The organism is Citrobacter sp. LST-B2 (genome assembly GCF_057983045.1).
Genome location: NZ_CP192598.1, coordinates 2,337,844 through 2,357,784 on the forward strand (window position 1 = coordinate 2,337,844; position 19,941 = coordinate 2,357,784).

General features: G+C 54.7%; 20 protein-coding genes. 5 read left to right on the plus strand and 15 right to left on the minus strand.

Annotation, left to right across the window (positions count from 1 at the left end; translation table 11 throughout):
* Positions 1-31: 31 nt before the first annotated feature.
* The 3 genes from pdxH to pdxY all read left to right on the plus strand — a co-directional run bounded on the left by pdxH (position 32) and on the right by pdxY (position 3,016).
* Positions 32-688, plus strand: a complete 657-nt coding sequence (gene pdxH / locus ACQ0PY_RS11225) for a pyridoxamine 5'-phosphate oxidase (RefSeq protein ID WP_043000796.1) — start codon at positions 32-34, stop codon at positions 686-688.
* Between the two features lie 126 nt (positions 689-814).
* Positions 815-2,089 (plus strand): tyrosine--tRNA ligase, encoded by a 1,275-nt coding sequence (gene tyrS / locus ACQ0PY_RS11230; protein ID WP_043000795.1) that lies wholly within the window; start codon positions 815-817, stop codon positions 2,087-2,089.
* Between the two features lie 66 nt (positions 2,090-2,155).
* Positions 2,156-3,016 carry a pyridoxal kinase PdxY gene (pdxY, locus tag ACQ0PY_RS11235; protein WP_043000794.1) on the plus strand — a complete coding sequence of 287 codons (861 nt, stop codon included), beginning with the start codon at positions 2,156-2,158 and terminating at the stop codon, positions 3,014-3,016.
* Between the two features lie 48 nt (positions 3,017-3,064).
* Here the strand turns inward: pdxY and gstA are convergent, their stop codons facing one another.
* The 12 genes from gstA to blr form a co-directional block, all read right to left on the minus strand.
* Complete coding sequence (gstA, locus tag ACQ0PY_RS11240) at positions 3,065-3,670, minus strand: glutathione transferase GstA (protein ID WP_043000793.1); 606 nt, start codon at positions 3,668-3,670, stop codon at positions 3,065-3,067.
* 105 nt (positions 3,671-3,775) lie between these two features.
* Entirely contained in the window at positions 3,776-5,281 is a 1,506-nt protein-coding gene (dtpA, locus tag ACQ0PY_RS11245; protein WP_043000792.1) for a dipeptide/tripeptide permease DtpA, read from the minus strand.
* A gap of 605 nt (positions 5,282-5,886) precedes the next feature.
* Positions 5,887-6,522 (minus strand): endonuclease III, encoded by a 636-nt coding sequence (nth, locus tag ACQ0PY_RS11250; protein ID WP_044328194.1) that lies wholly within the window; start codon positions 6,520-6,522, stop codon positions 5,887-5,889.
* A complete protein-coding gene (locus ACQ0PY_RS11255; protein WP_044254659.1) occupies positions 6,519-7,217 on the minus strand; it encodes an electron transport complex subunit E in 699 nt (232 codons plus the stop codon). Before ACQ0PY_RS11255 ends, nth begins: the two co-directional genes overlap by 4 nt.
* Positions 7,218-7,220: 3 nt before the next feature.
* Positions 7,221-7,841 carry an electron transport complex subunit RsxG gene (rsxG, locus tag ACQ0PY_RS11260; RefSeq protein ID WP_044254656.1) on the minus strand — a complete coding sequence of 207 codons (621 nt, stop codon included), beginning with the start codon at positions 7,839-7,841 and terminating at the stop codon, positions 7,221-7,223.
* Between the two features lie 3 nt (positions 7,842-7,844).
* Positions 7,845-8,903: an electron transport complex subunit RsxD gene (rsxD, locus tag ACQ0PY_RS11265; protein WP_043000788.1), complete on the minus strand. Its 1,059-nt coding sequence runs from the start codon at positions 8,901-8,903 to the stop codon at positions 7,845-7,847.
* Positions 8,904-11,147, minus strand: a complete 2,244-nt coding sequence (rsxC, locus tag ACQ0PY_RS11270; RefSeq protein WP_109740215.1) for an electron transport complex subunit RsxC — start codon at positions 11,145-11,147, stop codon at positions 8,904-8,906. It lies immediately after the preceding gene.
* A complete protein-coding gene (gene rsxB / locus ACQ0PY_RS11275; protein ID WP_043000785.1) occupies positions 11,140-11,718 on the minus strand; it encodes an electron transport complex subunit RsxB in 579 nt (192 codons plus the stop codon). The genes rsxC and rsxB overlap by 8 nt, the downstream gene beginning before the upstream one ends.
* Positions 11,718-12,299, minus strand: coding sequence for an electron transport complex subunit RsxA (gene rsxA / locus ACQ0PY_RS11280; protein ID WP_003029144.1), 582 nt, complete (start codon positions 12,297-12,299; stop codon positions 11,718-11,720). The genes rsxB and rsxA overlap by 1 nt, the downstream gene beginning before the upstream one ends.
* A gap of 76 nt (positions 12,300-12,375) precedes the next feature.
* Positions 12,376-12,816: a DUF2569 domain-containing protein gene (locus tag ACQ0PY_RS11285; protein WP_043000784.1), complete on the minus strand. Its 441-nt coding sequence runs from the start codon at positions 12,814-12,816 to the stop codon at positions 12,376-12,378.
* Positions 12,817-12,894: 78 nt separating this feature from the next.
* Complete coding sequence (gene ydgT, locus ACQ0PY_RS11290; RefSeq protein WP_043000783.1) at positions 12,895-13,110, minus strand: transcription modulator YdgT; 216 nt, start codon at positions 13,108-13,110, stop codon at positions 12,895-12,897.
* Between the two features lie 283 nt (positions 13,111-13,393).
* Positions 13,394-13,519: a division septum protein Blr gene (blr, locus tag ACQ0PY_RS11295; protein WP_043001937.1), complete on the minus strand. Its 126-nt coding sequence runs from the start codon at positions 13,517-13,519 to the stop codon at positions 13,394-13,396.
* Between the two features lie 240 nt (positions 13,520-13,759).
* Here blr and ACQ0PY_RS11300 point away from each other — a divergent pair, with 240 nt between their 5' ends.
* On the plus strand, positions 13,760-14,800 hold the full coding sequence (locus tag ACQ0PY_RS11300) for an oxidoreductase (RefSeq protein ID WP_043000782.1): 1,041 nt from the start codon (positions 13,760-13,762) through the stop codon (positions 14,798-14,800).
* Positions 14,801-14,840: 40 nt separating this feature from the next.
* Here ACQ0PY_RS11300 and add read toward each other — a convergent pair whose 3' ends face one another.
* From add to malX, 3 genes are all read right to left on the minus strand, one after another.
* Positions 14,841-15,842 carry an adenosine deaminase gene (gene add / locus ACQ0PY_RS11305; RefSeq protein WP_043000781.1) on the minus strand — a complete coding sequence of 334 codons (1,002 nt, stop codon included), beginning with the start codon at positions 15,840-15,842 and terminating at the stop codon, positions 14,841-14,843.
* A 102-nt stretch (positions 15,843-15,944) separates the two neighbouring features.
* The gene (locus ACQ0PY_RS11310; RefSeq protein ID WP_109740216.1) at positions 15,945-17,117 is read right to left on the minus strand and encodes a MalY/PatB family protein; all 1,173 of its coding nucleotides are present in this window, start codon (positions 17,115-17,117) and stop codon (positions 15,945-15,947) included.
* Positions 17,118-17,127: 10 nt separating this feature from the next.
* Positions 17,128-18,720, minus strand: coding sequence for a PTS maltose transporter subunit IICB (gene malX, locus ACQ0PY_RS11315; RefSeq protein WP_044254641.1), 1,593 nt, complete (start codon positions 18,718-18,720; stop codon positions 17,128-17,130).
* Between the two features lie 176 nt (positions 18,721-18,896).
* Between malX and ACQ0PY_RS11320 the strand changes: the two genes are divergently transcribed.
* Positions 18,897-19,925 carry a Mal regulon transcriptional regulator MalI gene (locus ACQ0PY_RS11320; RefSeq protein WP_043000778.1) on the plus strand — a complete coding sequence of 343 codons (1,029 nt, stop codon included), beginning with the start codon at positions 18,897-18,899 and terminating at the stop codon, positions 19,923-19,925.
* Positions 19,926-19,941 lie beyond the last annotated feature (16 nt).

Sequence of the window (19,941 nt, forward strand, 5' to 3'; positions counted from 1 at the left end):
CGCCACCCACTGACAATCCGTAGCGAACCCCATGTCTGATAACGACGAATTGCAGCAAATCGCGCATCTGCGCCGTGAATACACCAAAGGCGGTCTGCGCCGCCGCGATCTTCCCGCTGAGCCGTTAACGCTTTTCGAACGCTGGCTGGCTCAGGCATGTGACGCCAGACTGGCGGATCCCACCGCCATGGTTGTAGCGACCGTTGACGAAAATGGCCAACCGTATCAGCGTATTGTGTTGCTGAAACACTACGATGAAAGAGGGCTGGTGTTCTATACCAACCTCGGCAGCCGTAAAGCGCATCAAATCGAAAAAAATCCCCGCATCAGCCTGCTGTTTCCCTGGCATATGCTGGAACGTCAGGTGATGGTGACGGGTAAAGCCGAACGCTTATCGACCCTGGAAGTGGTGAAGTATTTCCACAGCCGTCCGCGTGACAGCCAGATTGGCGCCTGGGTCTCGAAACAGTCCAGCCGCATTTCCGCGCGCGGGATCCTCGAAAGTAAATTCCTCGAATTAAAACAGAAATTCCAGCAAGGCGAAGTGCCGCTGCCCAGTTTCTGGGGCGGATTCCGCGTCAGCATAGAACAGATGGAGTTCTGGCAGGGCGGCGAGCACCGACTGCATGACCGCTTTTTATACCAGCGTGAAAATGACGCATGGAAAATTGACCGTCTCGCACCATAAACCCGGAAAATTGTTGCGTTAAGCGCTAGCGCTGTGTGCGCCAGCGCTTTATTCTATAGAGCTTTCGCGTCTGGCGAAAAGTCGTGTACCGGCAAAGGTGCAGTCGTTTTATACATGGAGATTTTGATGGCAAGCAGTAACTTGATTAAACAATTGCAAGAGCGGGGGCTGGTTGCCCAGGTGACGGACGAGGAAGCGTTAGCAGAGCGACTGGCGCAAGGCCCGATCGCGCTCTATTGCGGCTTCGATCCTACCGCTGACAGCTTGCATTTGGGGCATCTGGTTCCCTTGTTATGCCTGAAACGCTTCCAGCAGGCAGGTCATAAACCTGTGGCGCTGGTCGGTGGCGCGACCGGTCTGATTGGCGACCCGAGCTTTAAAGCCGCCGAGCGTAAACTGAACACCGAAGACACCGTTCAGGAGTGGGTAGACAAAATCCGTAAACAGGTTGCTCCGTTCCTGGATTTCGACTGCGGCGACAACTCCGCTATCGCGGCGAATAACTATGACTGGTTCGGCAACATGAACGTGCTGACCTTCCTGCGCGATATCGGTAAGCATTTCTCTGTCAACCAGATGATCAACAAAGAAGCGGTGAAGCAACGTCTGAACCGTGACGATCAAGGGATCTCCTTCACTGAGTTCTCCTACAACCTGTTACAGGGTTATGACTTTGCCTGTCTGAATAAACTGCATGGTGTGGCGCTGCAAATCGGTGGTTCCGATCAGTGGGGTAACATCACCTCCGGGATCGACCTGACGCGTCGTCTGCATCAGAATCAGGTCTTCGGTCTGACCGTTCCGCTGATCACCAAAGCGGACGGTACCAAGTTCGGCAAAACCGAAGGCGGCGCAGTATGGCTGGATCCGAAGAAAACCAGTCCGTACAAATTCTATCAGTTCTGGATCAACACGGCGGACGCCGACGTGTATCGCTTCCTGAAGTTCTTCACCTTCATGGACATTGAAGAGATCAATGCGCTGGAAGAAGAAGACAAGAACAGCGGGAAAGCGCCGCGTGCGCAGTACGTGCTGGCCGAGCAGGTCACGCGTCTGGTGCATGGCGAAGAGGGCCTTATCGCGGCGAAACGCATCACCGAGAGCCTGTTCAACGGTACGCTGAGCGATTTGAGTGAAGCGGACTTCGAACAACTGGCGCAGGACGGTGTGCCAATGGTCGAGATGGAAAAAGGCGCAGATCTGATGCAGGCGCTGGTGGATTCCGAACTGCAGCCGTCTCGTGGTCAGGCGCGTAAGACCATTGCGTCAAACGCGATCACCATTAACGGCGAGAAGCAGTCGGATCCGGAGTACACCTTCACCGAAGGCGATCGTCTGTACGGCCGCTACACGCTGCTGCGTCGCGGTAAGAAGAATTACTGTCTGGTGTGCTGGAAGTAATCGAAAGTTAGCAGGGGCGTGGGAAACCACGCCCCTTTATTTTTTCAGGGTTGTGGTAAGCAAAAAATGAAGAATATCCTCGCCATTCAGTCCCACGTTGTTTTTGGACATGCTGGCAATAGCGCCGCGGAGTTTCCGATGCGCCGCCTCGGTGCCAACGTCTGGCCCCTCAATACGGTTCAATTCTCTAATCACACGCAATACGGCAAATGGACTGGCTGCGTCATGCCGCCCTCTCATCTGACGGAGATTGTGCAGGGCATTGCCGATATCGATCAGCTGAAGCGCTGTGATGCGGTGCTGAGCGGTTATCTGGGTTCTGCCGAGCAGGGCGAGCATATTCTGGGGATTGTGCGTCAGGTGAAAGCGGCGAATCCGGCGGCGAAATATTTTTGTGACCCGGTGATGGGACATCCGGAAAAGGGGTGTATTGTCGCGCCTGGCGTCGCCGAATTTCATGTTCGCCACGCGTTACCTGCCAGCGACATCATCGCCCCGAATCTGATTGAGCTGGAAATTCTCTGTGAACACGCGGTGAACACCGTGGATGAAGCGGTTACCGCCGCCCGCGAGCTCATTGCGCAGGGGCCGGAAATTGTGCTGGTCAAACACCTGGCGCGTGCGGGTTACAGTCAGGATCGTTTTGAAATGCTGCTGGTTACTGCCGATGACGCCTGGCACATCAGTCGTCCGCTGGTGGATTTCGGTGTCCGTCAGCCGGTCGGCGTGGGCGATGTGACCAGTGGTTTACTGTTAGTGAAATTGCTGCAGGGGGCGACAATCCAGCAGGCGCTGGAACATGTGACGGCGGCGGTGTATGAGATTATGATTGCTACCAAAGCAATGCAGGAATATGAACTGCAGGTGGTGGCGGCGCAGGATCGTATCGCTCAACCAGACCACTACTTTAGCGCCACACAGCTTTGACTTGCCTGCCGGATGCGGCGTTGACCGCCGCCATCCGGCCTGATTCGCTTACTGTATTCCTTCCGCCTTCAGCGCTGCCGCAACGCCCGGACGCTCAGCCACTCGTTTCATATATGCCGCAATATTCTCTAACCCGTCCATATTGAGTTTTACCGCATACGCCCAGCGCAGTACGGTGAAAAGGTAGGCATCCGCGATAGTGAAACGCGAGCCACAAATCCATTGTCCCTCTTTGAGAGCGGCATCAACGTACTGCATTTTCTTTTCAAGAAGCGCGCGAACGGTCGGTTTATACTCTTCTGGAGTGTCAGGGCGAAACAGCGGCGTGAAGCCTTTATGCAGTTCAGTCGCAATGTAGTTAAGCCATTCCAGCGTCTTGTAGCGTGAAATACTGCTCACGGGAGCCAGCAACTGGCGATCAGGAACGCTGTCGGCGAGATATTGCATTATCGCCACGCCTTCGGTCAGCAGCGTACCATCATCGAGCAGCAAAGCGGGAACCTGTCCTTTCGGGTTGACCGCGAAAAAATCATCGCCGTTTTCCAGACGCTTTTTCATCAAATCCACGCCATCCAGTGTGAAATCTTTCCCACTCTCGCGAAGGGTAATATGGGAGGCAAGAGAGCAGGCGCCTGGCTTGTAGAACAGTTTCATCGATAACTCCTTTCAACTGAGGTTTAACGTATCCTGGTTCGGGTTCAGGCAAAAAAAAAGCCGCTAACGCAACGTTAGCAGCTTCATTATGCGTTTCCCAGAAATTTACGCGGTAGCGGTTTTAGACGCTTTCTCGCGAGGTTCGTCGTCCTGAGTCATGCGGTTCAGTTTCGGCGCCGTCAGCAACATCAGAACAGCGATCACTGCGGTCGCCACGCCAATCTGCAGGAACACGCGACCATACACTTCCAGAGACATCAGCGGGTCCGTTACGTTTTCCGGAACCGCCATCATGCTGGCGACATAACCGCCAATGATGTTGGCGCCGGCAGTGGTGAGGAACCAGCTACCCATGATGAAGCCCATCAGACGCTGTGGAACCAGCTGTGCCACCATGGCCAGGCCCAGACCGGAAATCATCAGCTCACCGATACTTTGCAGGCCGTAGCAGATGATCAGCCAGTTAACGGAAACGATGCCCGCATCGGAGGCGAATTTGGCACCCAGCGGCAGGATCAGGAACGCGCCTGAACACAGCACCATACCAATGGCAAACTTCGTCGGCATCGGCAGAGTGTCGCCCATCTTGTTATAGATAGCCGCGAGGATAGGACTACCAATGATGATCCAGAACGGGTTCAGCGCCTGATACTGTTCAGGTTCGAACGCGATGCCAAGAATGGAGTGCTCAACGTTACGGATAGCGAAGAAGTTCAGCGATGTCGGCATCTGGCTGTACAGCACGAAGAAGATGATCGCTTCCAGCATCAGAATGAACGCAACGATCATTTTACGACGAGCCGCACCCTGCATAGAGAAGGCTTCTTTACCGAAGATAATCACGATACCAAGCGCGATCACACCCAGAACCATGCGGGCGATTTGCTGGTTATGCAGCAGCCAGGTGGCGATCGCGATGAGCGCGATAACACCGACGATGGTCAGCAGCAGGTTGCGGAAGTTAATCGGCTCAAAGTCAGGTTTAGAACCGTAGTTCTTCACCCAACGCTGGCAGAACGCGAAGTTCACCACGGTGATCAGCATACCGACAACGCTCAACGCGAACGCGGTGCTCCAGCCGTAATGCGCGGCCAGCCACGGTGTTGCCAGCATTGAGAAGAATGAACCGATATTGACGGACATGTAGTACATCGTAAATGCACCATCAAGACGCGGGTCATCTTTTGCATAGCAGGTTGAGAGTAGCGAGGACGGGTTAGCTTTAAACAGACCATTACCCACGGCAATGGCGGCCATCCCCATATAAACGATGCCAGCGTCGTGTCCGGACCATGCCACCAGGGCATAACCAATAGCCAGGACTACCGCACCAAGCATAATGACGCGCTTGGTACCCAGAATTTTATCGCCTAACCAGCCACCAATGGCGACCAGACCGTAAACCAGGGCGCTAAAAGACGAGAAAAGAGTGATTGAATCCGCTTCAGACATACCCAGTTGTTTAACCAGGTAAACGGCCATAATTCCTTGTAAGCCGTAATAACCGAAACGCTCCCAGAGCTCAATCGAGAAGATGAGATAGAACGCCTTCGGTTGTTTGAAAGCGTTAAGACTGACGCTTTCCGTTGGTTTCTTGTTTGCAGTAGACACTTTAGCCTCTTTTTTACATCCCATATTAACGGGGGTGTTCTGTCACGTGATACCACTGGGTAGCCGTGAAATTGTTATAGTGGGAGGGGAAACGGCAAGTAATGTTCACTATCTTGCACTTTCAGACAAGTCTTTTGTAATAACCTGTTACATATATCTCATCTGGTGAATTCATCGGGGTAGATAAATGTTATCTAGCGTTAAATTTTTTTAATTGCGGAATGGCAGTTTTTTACGCTGTCAACTGGCCCTGAAAATCGCTGTATGGCGATATGTTCTGCTATGTGCCGTTTAATGTAGTGATAAAGGCCAGCATCTAAAAAATAGCCAGTGTAATGTTTTGTGTATAAAAACTGACTCCTTGTCATCTGATTGTAGAATTAACCAAATTCAACAAAATAATTTACATAGGGTTATCACTATGATCGTGATCACAGTTGGATAGAAATTTTCGTTATTAAAAAAAGGATTAACCTGAATAGGCACTAATCACCAGGATTATTGATTTGTCTAAACCTGATGACGTGGAATCATTGACGGAATGAAGAGGAAGAAGTAGAGGATAAAAAAAGTTATGGCGGGGCGGATGGGGTTGCCCCGACGAGTCAGATATCGACCTTCTCTTTGTATTCACAAAGATCTTCGATGATGCAGGAGCCACAGCGCGGCTTGCGGGCAATACAGGTGTAACGACCGTGCAGGATCAGCCAGTGGTGGCAGTCGACCTTAAACTCTGCGGGCACCACTTTCAGCAATTTCTCTTCCACCTGCTCAACGTTCTTGCCGGGCGCAAAGTGGGTACGGTTACAGACGCGAAAGATATGCGTGTCGACGGCGATGGTGGGCCAGCCGAAGGCGGTATTCAGCACGACGTTTGCCGTCTTGCGACCCACGCCCGGCAGAGCTTCAAGCGCCGCACGATCCTCAGGCACCTCGCCATGATGTTGCTCAAGCAGGATGCGGCAGGTCTTAATCACGTTTTCGGCTTTGCTGTTAAACAGGCCGATCGTTTTGATATAGGACTTCACGCCCTCAACGCCGAGTTCCAGCATGGCGGCGGGGGTATTAGCAACCGGATAGAGTTTCGCCGTGGCCTTGTTCACGCTGACATCTGTCGCCTGGGCCGATAACAGCACGGCGATCAACAGTTCAAAGGGCGAGTTGAAATTCAGTTCGGTCGTCGGATGCGGATTATTCGCGCGTAATCGGGTTAAAATTTCTAACCGCTTTGCTTTATTCATGAGACATTCCCTGGTTCACCGGAAGGCAACTCCGTTGCGACAGACGCACTGGCGCGACGTTTTTTCATCTTCTCATCAATGAGATATTTCACCGCCAGCATGAGTCCCAGGCCAATAAAGGCGCCGGGGGGCAGCATTGCCAGCAGGAAAGGTGAGTCGGTGTGGAAAATTTCCACGCGCAGTACCTTTGCCCAGCTACCGAGCAGCCCATCCGCACCGTCAAACAAGGTTCCGTTGCCGATAATCTCACGTAGAGAGCCCAGCACAAACATAGCGCCGGTTGCGCCCATCCCGATGGAAAACCCGTCGAGCGCAGAGAGCGCCGGACCCTTTTTGGCGGCGAAGGCTTCAGCACGTCCCACCACAATGCAGTTGGTCACGATCAGCGGGATAAAAATCCCCAGCGACTGGTAGAGGCCAAAGGCATAGGCGTTGATCAGCATCTGTACCACACTGACGACCGACGCGATAATCATCACATAAATTGGGATACGAATTTCTGCCGGCGTCCAGCGACGTAATGTCGAGACCGCCAGATTAGTCAGGGTCAATACCAGCGTGGTGGCAAGGCCCAGCCCCAACGCATTGGTCGCCGTAGAGGTTACCGCCAGCAGAGGGCACAGTCCCAACAGTTGTACCAGCGCCGAGTTGTTTTTCCACAATCCCTGAACGATGACGTCTTTAATTTCGCTCATGATTTATTCTCCGCAGGCCGGAAGTTGAGGAAGTTGTGCCGGCAGTGTCCGGGCATACAGTCCGGCACGCTTGACGGCATTGACCACCGCACGTGGCGTAATCGTCGCCCCGGTAAACTGGTCAAAATCCCCGCCGTCTTTTTTCACGGCCCAGTGGCTGTCGTTATCACTCTGGATTTTTTTTCCGCTGAAACCGGTGATCCAGTCAGACAGACGCCGTTCTATTTTATCGCCCAGACCCGGCGTTTCATGGTGTTCCGTCACGCGAGTGCCTAAAATCGTACCGCTGAAATCAGCGCCGACCAACAACTGGATGGCACCGGAATAACCATCCGGTGCCGTCGCCTCAAGTACCGCCGCCACGGGAGTCCCGTCCTGCTCAGCGATATAAACGCGATGCTCGCCTTTGCCAAGCTCAGGGGCGCTGACCACGACGCAGCGATCCTGCAAACGGTTATTATAGCGATCGGCAGGCAAGACCTGATCAAACAGCGCCTTTTGCTGAATGGCTGCCTGTTCATCAATGGTGGTTTTGGTCAACTGGTTGATGGCGGCGGTGAGTCCGGTCGAGCCAGCGGCAAACAGCGCCAGGGTGATGCCATGTTTACGAATCGTTTTCAGCATGGATTATCCTTTGCGGTGTCCGTACACGCGCGGGCGCGTGTAGTAGTCAATCAGCGGCACCGTAATATTGGCTAACAGTACGGCAAAGGCCACGCCATCCGGATAGCCGCCGAAGCTACGGATTAACCACACCAGCAGGCCCGCCAGTGCGCCAAACACCAGACGACCGCGATTGGTCGTCGAGGCCGTCACCGGATCCGTCAGAATGAAGAATGCGCCAAGCATCGTTGCCCCACTGAGCAGATGAATTTGCGGGGAAGCCAGCGACTCGGGGGCAAACAGCCAGCCTAGCGTCGCACAGACGCCCAATGAGAGCAGGAAGCTTACCGGAATATGCCAGCGAATAGCTTTTTGCTGTAGCAGAAAAACACCGCCAGCCAGCCAGGCCAGGTTGACCCACTGCCAGCCCGCACCGGCAAACATACCGTTGTAAATGGGGTACTGCATGATCTGCTCAACAGAATGACCTGCATGCAGAGAGGTTTTGAACGTATCCAGCGGCGTGGCCTGGCTTACCCCGTCAATCCCCATACGCAACGTATTCATATCACCGCCGCTGGCGGTATGCCCGGTAAAGATGACCTGCAGCGCATCGACCAGTCCCGGCGCGCTGGCGGCAATATCCTGCGGGGGCAACCAACTGGTCATCTGCACCGGGAAGGAGATTAGCAGCACCACATAACCAATCATCGCCGGGTTGAATGGGTTTTGTCCCAGACCACCATACAATTGCTTGGCAATGATCACCGCGAATACCGTACCGAGGATCACCATCCACCAGGGGGCGAGGGGAGGAATACTGACGGCCAGCAGCAGACCGGTCAGCAGCGCGGAGTTATCTTTTAAAATCGCCACTACCGGCTGTTTACGCAATCTGAGTACGGCGGCCTCCGCCAGCAGCGCACTGGCGCAGGCGAGTACGATCTGGAACAGCGTCCCCCAGCCGAAAAACCACCATTGCACGGCGATGCCTGGCACCGCAGCCAGTAAGACCAGCAGCATAATGCGCGAGGTTTGACGCTGATTATGCGTGTAGGGAGAACTTGCGATTCTGAATACCATTTATTCCTCGTTAACAACCTGCTGCTGAGCGTCTTTTTTAGCTTTTGCGCGCGCTATTGCAGCGGCGATGGCCGCCTTGCGTGGGTCGACCGGTTCCAGGGAGGGGGCAGCTGGTTCGTCGCTGGCCAACTGCGCCTGTTTGCGTGCCTTCGCACGGGCAATAGCGGCCTCGACGGCGGCTTTGCGCGGATCCACCGGTTCAGCCGGTGCGGCAGGTTCGTCGCTGGCCTGCTGTTCCTGTTTACGCGCCTTCGCACGGGCAATTGCGGCCTCGACGGCGGCTTTGCGCGGATCCACCGGTTCAGCCGGTGCGGCAGGTTCGCTGCTGGCCTGTTGTTCTTGTTTGCGTGCCTTCGCACGGGCGATAGCAGCCTCAACGGCGGCTTTGCGCGGATCCACCGGTTCAGTTGGTGCAGCAGGTTCGCCGCTGGCCTGTTGTTCTTGCTTGCGCGCCTTCGCGCGGGCAATAGCGGCCTCAACGGCGGCTTTGCGCGGATCCACCGGTTCAGTTGGTGCAGCAGATTCGCCGTTGGTCTGCTGTTCCTGCTTGCGCGCCTTCGCACGGGCGATAGCGGCCTCGACGGCGGCTTTACGCGGATCGGCATCCACTGCGGTGACGTTCCCGGCCTGTTTTGCTCGTGCCAGCGCTTTGCGCGCTTCGCGAGCGGCTATCACCGCACTATTGTCCGGTTTTTCACCGGCTTTGATCATCACCGGTTGAGTCGCTTGCGCCTGTTTCTCTTTGACGCGAGCCAGGGCGGCGGCAATGGCATCCTGATCTTTTGCCGCAGGCTGCACGGCGGCTTTCTTGTGACGTTCCAGACGCGCCGCTTTCTCTCGCTCCAGGCGAGCCTGACGCGCTTCAAAGCGCGCTTTAGCCTCTGCCGCGCGTTTCTCTTCCTGGCTTATTGCGTAAAGCTCGGCTTTCTCCTGACGGAAATATTGCACCAACGGAATATTGCTCGGGCAAACCCAGGCACAGGCACCGCATTCAATGCAGTCGGCAATGTTATGCGCCGTGGCTTTGTCATGCTGTTGCCCTTTACTGAACCAGTAAAGCTGCTGGGGCAGAAGATCTGCCGGGCAGGCGTCGGCGCAGGCGCTACAGCGAATGCAGCCTTTCTCTTCCTGTGGTTCACCCATCTCTGTCGCTGACGGCGCCAGCAAACAGTTGGTGATCTTTACGACCGGCACATCGAGCCACGGTAGGGTGAAGCCCATCAGCGGGCCGCCCATAATCACCATCTGATCGGCAGAAGGGCAGAAACCGGCATCATTTAACAGATGTTTCACTGGTGTACCCAGCCTCGCCCAGACGTTGCCTGGACGACTGACCGCTTCACCGGTGAGGGTCACAACCCGTTCAGTAATCGGTTCTCCATCGACGATCGCGCGTTTTACCGCATACGCCGTACCGACGTTTTGCATCAGTACGCCGATGTCGGAAGAACGACCGCCGTGCGGAACCTGCTTCCCGGTCAGGATTTGGGTCAGCTGTTTTGCGCCGCCCGACGGATATTTCGTCGGGATGACACGCAGTGAGATATCCCGCGCGTCGGCCAGCACCGCACGAAGCATTGAGATGGCCTGCGGTTTGTTATCTTCGATACCGATGAGGACTTCACGAGGTTGCAGAATATGCGCCAGGATACGGATACCCTCGACAACCTGCGCCGCACAATCCTGCATCAGCCGATCGTCGGCAGTGATATAGGGTTCACATTCCGCCGCGTTGATGATCAGCGTTTCAATTTTGTCGCCGCCACCCTTTAATTTATAGCCGGTTGGAAAGCCGGCACCGCCCAGTCCAGCGACGCCGAACTGGTGAATACGTTCGATTAGGGCTTCGCGGCTCTGCGAACGGTAATCCTGCCAACCTTCGCGTTCAATCCAGCGGTCTTCGCCGTCGGCGTCGATGATCACGCTAAGTTCAGCTAATGCCGAAGGATGCGCCGTTGAGTGGGGCGCAATGGCGACCACCGTCCCGGAAGTGGGCGCATGAACCGGGAGCATTCTTCCCCATCCACGGGTCAGCGCTTGTCCGCGCAATACGTGTTGCCCTTCGGCGACGCACAGTTCACCTTCGGCACCGATATGTTGTTTGAGCGGCATAACAAAGCGCTGCGCGAGGGGAACCTGACGCAGCGGCGTGCCGTTTGACTGGGTTTTCATTTCCGGCGGATGGATACCGCCGTTGAAATCCCAGATCTTATCTTTTCTGAAAGCAGAGAATAACTTAAGCATGTTGTTCCACGGGGATATTACGCACGGGGATCGTGTTCAAATCCCACTTCCAGCTGTCAGGTGTTTCGGCGACCGGACGCAGTTCAATGCAGTGAGTCGGGCAGGGATCCACGCACAGATTGCAGCCCGTGCACAAATCACTCATCACCGTGTGCATGGCACGCGTTGCGCCAATAATGGCGTCCACCGGGCAGGCCTGAATACACTTGGTGCAGCCGATACAGTTGGCTTCATCAATCATCGCCAGCATGCGGACCGGCGCCACATCCTGTTCATCGCCATCAATCGGCTGGGGATCCACGTTCAGCAGTTCAGCGATTTTTAACATCACCGCTTCGCCGCCAGGCGCACAGCGGTTAATTTTTTCACCCTGACTGCCAATCGCTTCCGCATAGGGGCGACAGCCAGGATAGCCGCATTGCCCACACTGGCTCTGCGGCAGAATCTCATCGATTTTTTCAACGACAGGATCATCCTCCACCGCATAACGACGGGAGGCGTAACCCAGGATAGCGCCGAACACCAGGCCCAGCAGGCTCACGGCGGCCACGGCAATCCAGATAGCATTCATTACAACTTCACCAAACCACTAAAGCCCATAAAGGCCAGAGACATTAACCCGGCAGTAATCAGCGCAATGGCGTTACCGCGAAACGGTGCCGGGACATCTGCAACGGCGAGACGCTCGCGAATCGCCGCAAACAGCACCATCACCAGCGAGAAGCCGACGGCGGCGGAAAAACCGTACAGCGCCGACTGTAAAAAGTTATGGCCGAGATTGATATTCAGCAGCGCGACACCGAGAACCGCGCAGTTGGTGGTGATCAGCGGTAAGAAAATCCCCAGCAGGCGATAGAGCGCCGGGCTGGTTTTGCGCACCACCATTTCAGTAAATTGCACCACGACCGCGATAACCAGAATAAAGGCCAGCGTGCGCAGATAAATGAGATTGAGCGGGATCAGGATCCAGGTGTCAATCAGCCAGGCGCAGATTGAGGCCAGCGTCATCACAAACGTGGTCGCAAGCCCCATCCCCATCGCGGTTTCCAGCTTTTTGGAAACGCCCATAAAAGGACAAAGCCCCAGAAACTTAACCAGTACAAAGTTATTGACCAGTACAGTTCCGACAAACAGCAGCAGGTAATCAGTCATTTTTCGGCCTGAAATAAAAAAGCCGCCTATTATCTGACAATCTACAGCAGGCGACAACAGGTTAACTGTAAGGTTATTACGGGTTCACAAAGGTCGTTTTCACACGCGAGGAACGCTTGAAATAGGGCACTAACAGTGCTGCCGCCAGCAACGGGAAGAGTAACTGACGCACAGCTAAGGCGTCGGGCACCGGTGAAAAGGCAAAAGCCTTGACCGCCAGTAAGACGGAGACCAGCAGCCAGATAATATAGTGCTTCGGCACACTGCGTCTGCGCTTAAAGAACGCAATCGTCAACCACAGGGTGTAATACCACATGGCAATCGCGGTGAGAAAAGAGACGCCCCACAACAGCAGGTTGCCGGTACTTTGCTCCGCCAGCATCGCTAACGTTTTGGGCGAGGCGAGCGCCGTAGCATACAGGAACAAGGCCAGCGACGCACTCAGCAAGGCGACTAAAAGCCAGGCCAGCGGGCCCAGTAACCAACCGCCAATGCGCTGTGCCGGTGTTGTGGTCATAAAATCTCCGGAATTGCCAGACGTACCGTTGTTTTTGGGGCAATTATTATAAAGCTTTTACCGGCAAGCGCTACTTTCTTATTGTACGTAGTGCCAGACGGATTTCGGTACCTGACCAACATCAAAAAGGCGACCGCCGGAGACCAGTTCTGCGCGGCGATGATCGGCCGCGCGATACATATTGATAATGTCATGATCGTCGGTCAGGGTGTAGTGCAGGTGGTCAAACAGCTTTTCCAGGCTTTCGAGCGAGCTAATTTTGCGAAATTTTAATAAATAATCCTGAACAGTCATAAACAGGGATCCCTATATATAAAAATAAAGCCACGAGTGGTGAAGGTAAAATAAACCTGTCCCGGTGAAAGGAACCGGCAGGTAAAGGCCGAAAAAGTATTTTCTTAAATGATGTTTGCAGTGCCAGACGACACCAGAGCGAAGGGTAACGCGCTTCGCCATCACTGGCAACAAGCGCCGGCATGGGAGGCCGCACAATTCGCTTTTTCAGATAATTTTTCGGCTTTTTCTGCAAATAATTCGGGAAAACCGACTTTTCAGGCGACATACGCCGCCTGGTGCGCTATTTCTGCTGAACAGCGGCAGTCGGTTCGGGAGGCTGATAATTATCGATATGATTGGCAACGCCAAGGAGGACCACGGACACCGCAAGAACCACCCAACCTGTTAATTCAATAAGACGATTGATGACTGACGACATTTGCTTGATTTATCCTTAAATACCGGCAGCAGATGTTACTTAGCAATAATTATCCCGGCAAGTGATTCGGGAACGATTTCAGCGACTTTATACCGACAAACTGCCCGAAAGTGACATTTATTTGACTTAAGTTAAATAACGACCTTTATCGCCTCAGGGTTATTAAACTATTGTGAGTGGTTCATGGATAGTGTGAAATAGTCACAGACTGAAACGAGAGGCATATATATGAGTGACAACATCCGTGTAGGACTGATTGGCTACGGATACGCCAGTAAAACGTTCCATGCCCCCCTGATTGATGGCACGCCGGGACTGGAACTGGCCGTCGTTTCCAGTAGCGATGCAGCGAAAGTGAAGGCGGACTGGCCTTCCGTGGCCGTTGTCTCTGAGCCGAAGCATCTGTTTAACGACCCTAATATTGATCTGATCGTCATACCCACACCAAACGATACCCATTTCCCGCTGGCCAAAGCGGCGCTGGAAGCGGGTAAACATGTGGTGGTTGATAAACCTTTCACCGTGACACTGTCACAAGCGCGCGAACTGGATGCGCTGGCACGCAGTCTGGGACGGGTGCTCTCTGTTTTCCACAACCGTCGTTGGGACAGTGACTTTTTGACCCTGAAAGCGATGCTGGCGGAAGGCGTTTTGGGTGAGGTCGCCTATTTTGAATCGCATTTCGACCGCTTTCGTCCGCAGGTACGGGATCGCTGGCGTGAGCAAGGGGGACCGGGAAGCGGTATCTGGTACGATCTGGCACCGCATCTGCTTGATCAGGCGATCAATCTGTTCGGTCTGCCTGTCAGCATGACGGTAGATTTGGCCCAGTTGCGCCCGGGGGCACAGTCTACGGACTACTTCCATGCCACGCTTTCCTACCCGCAGCGTCGGGTGATCTTACACGGTACGATGCTGGCGGCAGCGGAATCGGCGCGTTACATCGTGCATGGTTCGCGCGGCAGCTATGTGAAGTACGGTCTGGATCCGCAGGAAGAGCGTCTGAAAAATGGCGAGCGCCTGCCGCAAGAAGACTGGGGCTACGATATGCGTGATGGCATCGTCACACGCGTTGAAGGCGAAACACGGGTGGAAGAGACCTGGCTGACCGTGCCGGGGAATTATCCGGCGTACTATGCCGGGATCCGCGATGCGTTGAATGGTCACGGAGAGAACCCGGTACCGGCGAGCCAGGCTATCCAGATTATGGAACTGATTGAGCTGGGAATTGAGTCGGCGAAACATCGTTCGACGTTATGCCTTGCCTGATGTCTGAAAGGCCCGATGAATCACGTCGGGCCTCTTTTCGTTATGCCGCCGCCACTTTTTCTCGCAGCGCCTGTTTTTCCGCCGCGTTCAGGAAGGCGATTTCCAGTCCGTTAATCTGTGCCTGACGAATCTGCTCACGGCTCAGTCCTGCTGCCGGTGCCGCAACGGTATATTCGTGAATGATATCCACTCCCTGAACCGCCGGATCGTCAGTATTCAGGCTGGCGAGGACGCCATGCTCGAGGAACGTTTTCAGCGGATGCGCGGACAATGATGCCACGGTGCTGGTCTGAATATTCGACGTCAGACAGGATTCGATGCCAATCCGTTGTTCCGCGAGGAAATCCATCAGCGCCGGATCCTCAACCGCTTTCACGCCGTGGCCGATGCGTTCCGCACCCAGTTCGCGAATGGCCTGCCAGATGCTTTCCGGACCGGCAGCTTCTCCGGCGTGCACCGTAATGTGCCAGCCTGCGTCACGCGCGCGGTTGAAGTGGGACAGGAACAGGCTGCCAGGGAAGCCCAGTTCATCACCGGCAAGGTCAAGCGCGGTGATCCGATCGCGGTGCGCCAGCAGCGCTTCCAGCTCCTGCAGACACGCGGCCTCGCCGAAGGTCCGGCTCATGATGCCGATCAGTTGCGCCTGCACGCCAAAGGTTTTACAGCCTTCATGTACGCCAGCGATGACCGCTTCCACCACGCCAGCAACCGGCAGCTGATGTGTCATTGCCATGTAGCCCGGAGAAAAACGCAGTTCTACATAGTGCAGGCCATTGCGCGCGGCGTCTTCGATATTTTCAAACGCGACGCGGCGACAGGCGTCGAGGGACGCTAAGACTTTCACGCCCCAGTCCAGTTTCGACAGGAAGCTAACGAGATCCGGTTCAGTGGCCGTGACCTGTACATGAGGGATCAGCGTTTCAAGGGTTTGCGCGGGGAGGGGCAAATTGAACTGGCGGCCAAGATCCAGAATGGTTTGTGCCCGGATGTTACCATCAAGGTGGCGATGAATGTCAGTTAACGGCAGGGAATTATCAATCATGGTCGCACTCATTATTCGTATATAAAAGTGCGCGCTATTATAAAAACAAAAGCAGGGGAAAAGCTATGTTGCGCAATGATTAATTCCATTGCGCAACCGGGGTCAGCGTATTGATCGGATCGCGTTAATTAATCCGTTCACGCCTTTTTCGAGTTTTGAACGTGGACAACCGGCATTCAGTCGTACAAAACCGCGTCCTTCATCACCGTAAGTAAAGCCGGGCATGATGGCGATTTTTTCCTGCTGAATCAGCGCATTCTGCAATGCATTATCATCAACGTTTAATACCCGCAGATCGATCCACGCGAGATAGGTCGACTGCGGCACCGGCCAGTTAAGTTCAGGAAAAGCGTCGTTCAGCGTATCCGCAATGTAGCGTAGGTTGTCCCGGAGATACGCCCGTAGCGCGTCCAGCCACGGCTCACCCTGTTCATAGGCCGCGATATGAGCAGTCAGTGCCAGCACGGCGGGAGAGGACAGACCGTCGCGACCTTTCAACGCGTTGAGATACGTATCACGACTGTCAGCGTCTTCAATCATCCCGTAAGCGCCGGTCAACGCCGGAATATTGAAGCTTTTGGAGCCAGAGGTAAACAGCGCCCAATTGTCACGCGCCACATTGCTCCAGGGGATGTGCGGCTGTTCGCCCCAGACCATATCCATATGAATTTCATCAGATATGACCCGCACGCCGTGACGCTGGCAGCGTTCCGCCATCGCTTCCAGTTCCTCGCGCGTCCAGACTTTACCGGTTGGGTTATGCGGACTGCACAGCAGCAAAATTTTACTTTCCGGACGCGCCAGCGCCGCATCCAGTTTCTCTATATCGCAATGCCAGTGGCCATTGCGCTGTTCCAGTGCCACCGGAACAACATGGCGCTGATTGCCTTCGATAGCCTTATAGAACGCGTCATAGGCAGGGGTATGGAGCACCACGCCGTCACCGACAGAAGACCACTGGCGGATGAGCTGTGACACCATATAGATCACGGAAGGGCCATACACCAGCGATCCGGTATCGATACGCGTATTGTGGCGCCGGGCAAACCAGTGGGCAACCGCGCCGAGAAACGCCTCATTCTGCCAGCGACTGTAGCCCAGCACACCGTGAGCGAGGCGCTGATTCAGCGCCTCCAGGATGCAGGGAGCCGTCGCGAAATCCATATCAGAGATAGTAAACGGCAGCAGGTCGGCAGTGCCGAAGCGATCGGCTACGTAATCCCATTGCGTGCACCATGTACCGTGACGGTCAACAACCTGTGAAAAATCAAACATGTGCGTGTCCTTATGCCTGAACGGTGTTCATCAGACCGGCCATTTCATCTTTAACCGACTGGACCTGCGGGCCAATCACCACCTGCAGGTTATGTTGATTCAACTGCACGACACCAATGGCACGATTGTCCTTCAGCGCCTGCACATCAACCTGCGACATATCCTTAACAGAAAGACGCAGCCGGGTAATGCAGTTATCCAGACTAACGATGTTATCCGCACCGCCCAGCGCAGCCAGAATAGCAGGTACGTTATAACCTGATTTTCCCGGCGTACCGGCAACGGCTTTTTCGATCGAGCTGGCAATCTCACTGTCACGACCCGGTGTTTTGAGGTTAAAGCGAGTAATCGCGAAGCGGAAGATAGCATAGTACACCACGAACCAGACTGCCGCGACGACCGGTACCAGATACCATTTGGTGGACAGTCCGTGGAGGATCCCAAACACCACAAAGTCAATGATATTGCCGTCAGTATTACCGATAGTCACACCCAGAACCGACATCATGGTAAAGCCCAGACCGGTCAGCAATGCGTGAATGACATACAGCACCGGAGCGACAAACAGGAACAGGAATTCCAGTGGTTCCGTGGTGCCGCCAACGACGCAGGCAATCAGACCCGAGATCAGCAGCCCTTTGATCTTGTGACGATTCTCAGGACGCGCGCAGTGGTACATCGCTAACGCCGCACCTGGCAAGCCGCCGAGAAATGCCGGCATTTTACCCTGTGACAGGAAGCGGGTGGCGCTTTCTGAGAAGCCCTGCGTGGTCGGGCAACTCAGTTGCGCCTGGAAAATGGTCAGCGCGCCGCTCACCGTATGACCGCACACTTCCTGGGTGCCCCCGGCGTCGGTAAAACGAATTAACGCCACCAGAATGTGATGCAAACCAAACGGCAACAGCAGGCGTTCGCCCGTACCAAACAGCATCGGACCAAAGTCGCCCGCACTGTTAATCATATGACCCAGACCGCTGATCCCCATCGCGAAAACCGGCCACACTAACGGGATCACCAGACCAACCAGTCCCATCACCACTGAGGAGACGATTGGGACAAAGCGGGTGCCGCCGAAGAAGGCCAGCGCATCCGGCAAACGAATGTTATGAAAACGCTCGTGCAGCATCCACACGATAATACCGGCGATTACCGCTCCGAGTATCCCGGTGTCAATTGACTGAATACCGAGGATATTCTGGATGTTGTTGGCTTTCAGGACCGCCGCATCGGTGGTCGGCAGAATACCCTTTGCTGTCAGCCAGAAGTTGACGGCGAGGTTCATTACCGCGTAACCGACAAAACCGGCAAACGCTGCCACGCCTTTGTTTTCGCGCGCCAGCCCAAGTGGGATCGCAATACAGAACATCACCGGCAGGAAACTGAAGGCAAAGGAGCCAACTTTGCTCATCCAGGTAAAGATGGCCTGTAGCACCGGATTACCCAGTGCCGGAAGCAGGGTGATCACATCGTGGCTGCTTAGCGAACTGCCAATCCCCAGCATAATCCCGCAAAACGAAAGCAGCGCCACGGGCAGCATAAACGTTTTCCCTAACTGCTGGAAAAATTCCCACAGCGTAATTTTTGGTGTTGTTTTCGCCGTCATCTAACGACTCCTTGTGCAAATCCATCGGTAATGAGAAAATTTGATCAAGAAGATAAAACGTTTTATCACTTTTTAGTGCGGTGAAAATCACATTATCAGACGATATTAACGCGTATAAATAGAGGTAATAGATAAAACGTTTTATCTGTCACATTATCAGGGAGTCTGGCGTTTTTATGGCCATAGCCAAAAAAATCACTATCCACGATGTTGCACTGGCGGCGGGCGTCTCCGTCAGCACGGTTTCACTGGTACTCAGCGGCAAAGGTCGTATTTCAACCGCCACCGGCGAACGGGTGAATGCGGCGATAGAACAACTCGGTTTTGTGCGTAACCGTCAGGCTTCGGTGTTACGGGGGGGCCAGAGCGGAGTGATTGGATTGATTGTCCGCGATCTGTCGGCTCCGTTTTATGCTGAACTGACGGCGGGATTAACGGAAGCACTGGAAGCACAGGGCCGGATGGCGTTTTTGTTGCATGGTGGTCAGGATGGTGAACAACTGGCGCAGCGTTTTGCCATGCTCTTGAATCAGGGCGTTGACGGCGTGGTGATCGCCGGGGCGGCGGGCAGCAGCGATGACCTGCGCCTGATGGCGGAAGAAAAGGGCATTCCGGTGGTTTTCGCCTCGCGAGCCAGTTATCTGGACGACGTGGATACCGTGCGTCCGGACAATATGCAGGCCGCGCAACTGTTGACGGAGCATCTGATTCGTCACGGTCATCAGCGCATTGCATGGTTGGGTGGGCAGAGTTCATCATTAACGCGTGCGGAACGCGTCGGCGGCTACTGTGCGACACTGCTGAAATACGGTTTACCGTTTCACAGCGACTGGGTCATGGAATGCGCATCCAGCCAGAAGCAGGCCGCCGAGGCCATCGGCGCGTTACTACGACGCAATCCGACCATCAGCGCCGTGGTGTGCTACAACGAAACGATTGCGATGGGCGCATGGTTTGGCCTGATGCGGGCGGGACGGCAGAGCGGTGAAGTGGGGGTTGATCGCTACTTTGAGCAGCAGGTTTCATTAGGCGCCTTTGCCGATGTGGCGGAAAACGCGCTGGACGATCTGCCAATTGTCTGGGCGACAATGCCGGCGCGGGAAATGGGCTACAGTCTGGCGGAACGCATCCTGCAACGCATTGCGCGTGAGGAAAGTCACACCCGCAGTCAGACGCTATCTGCGCGACTGGTGGTGCAAGAATAAACCCCTCCGCAGAGGG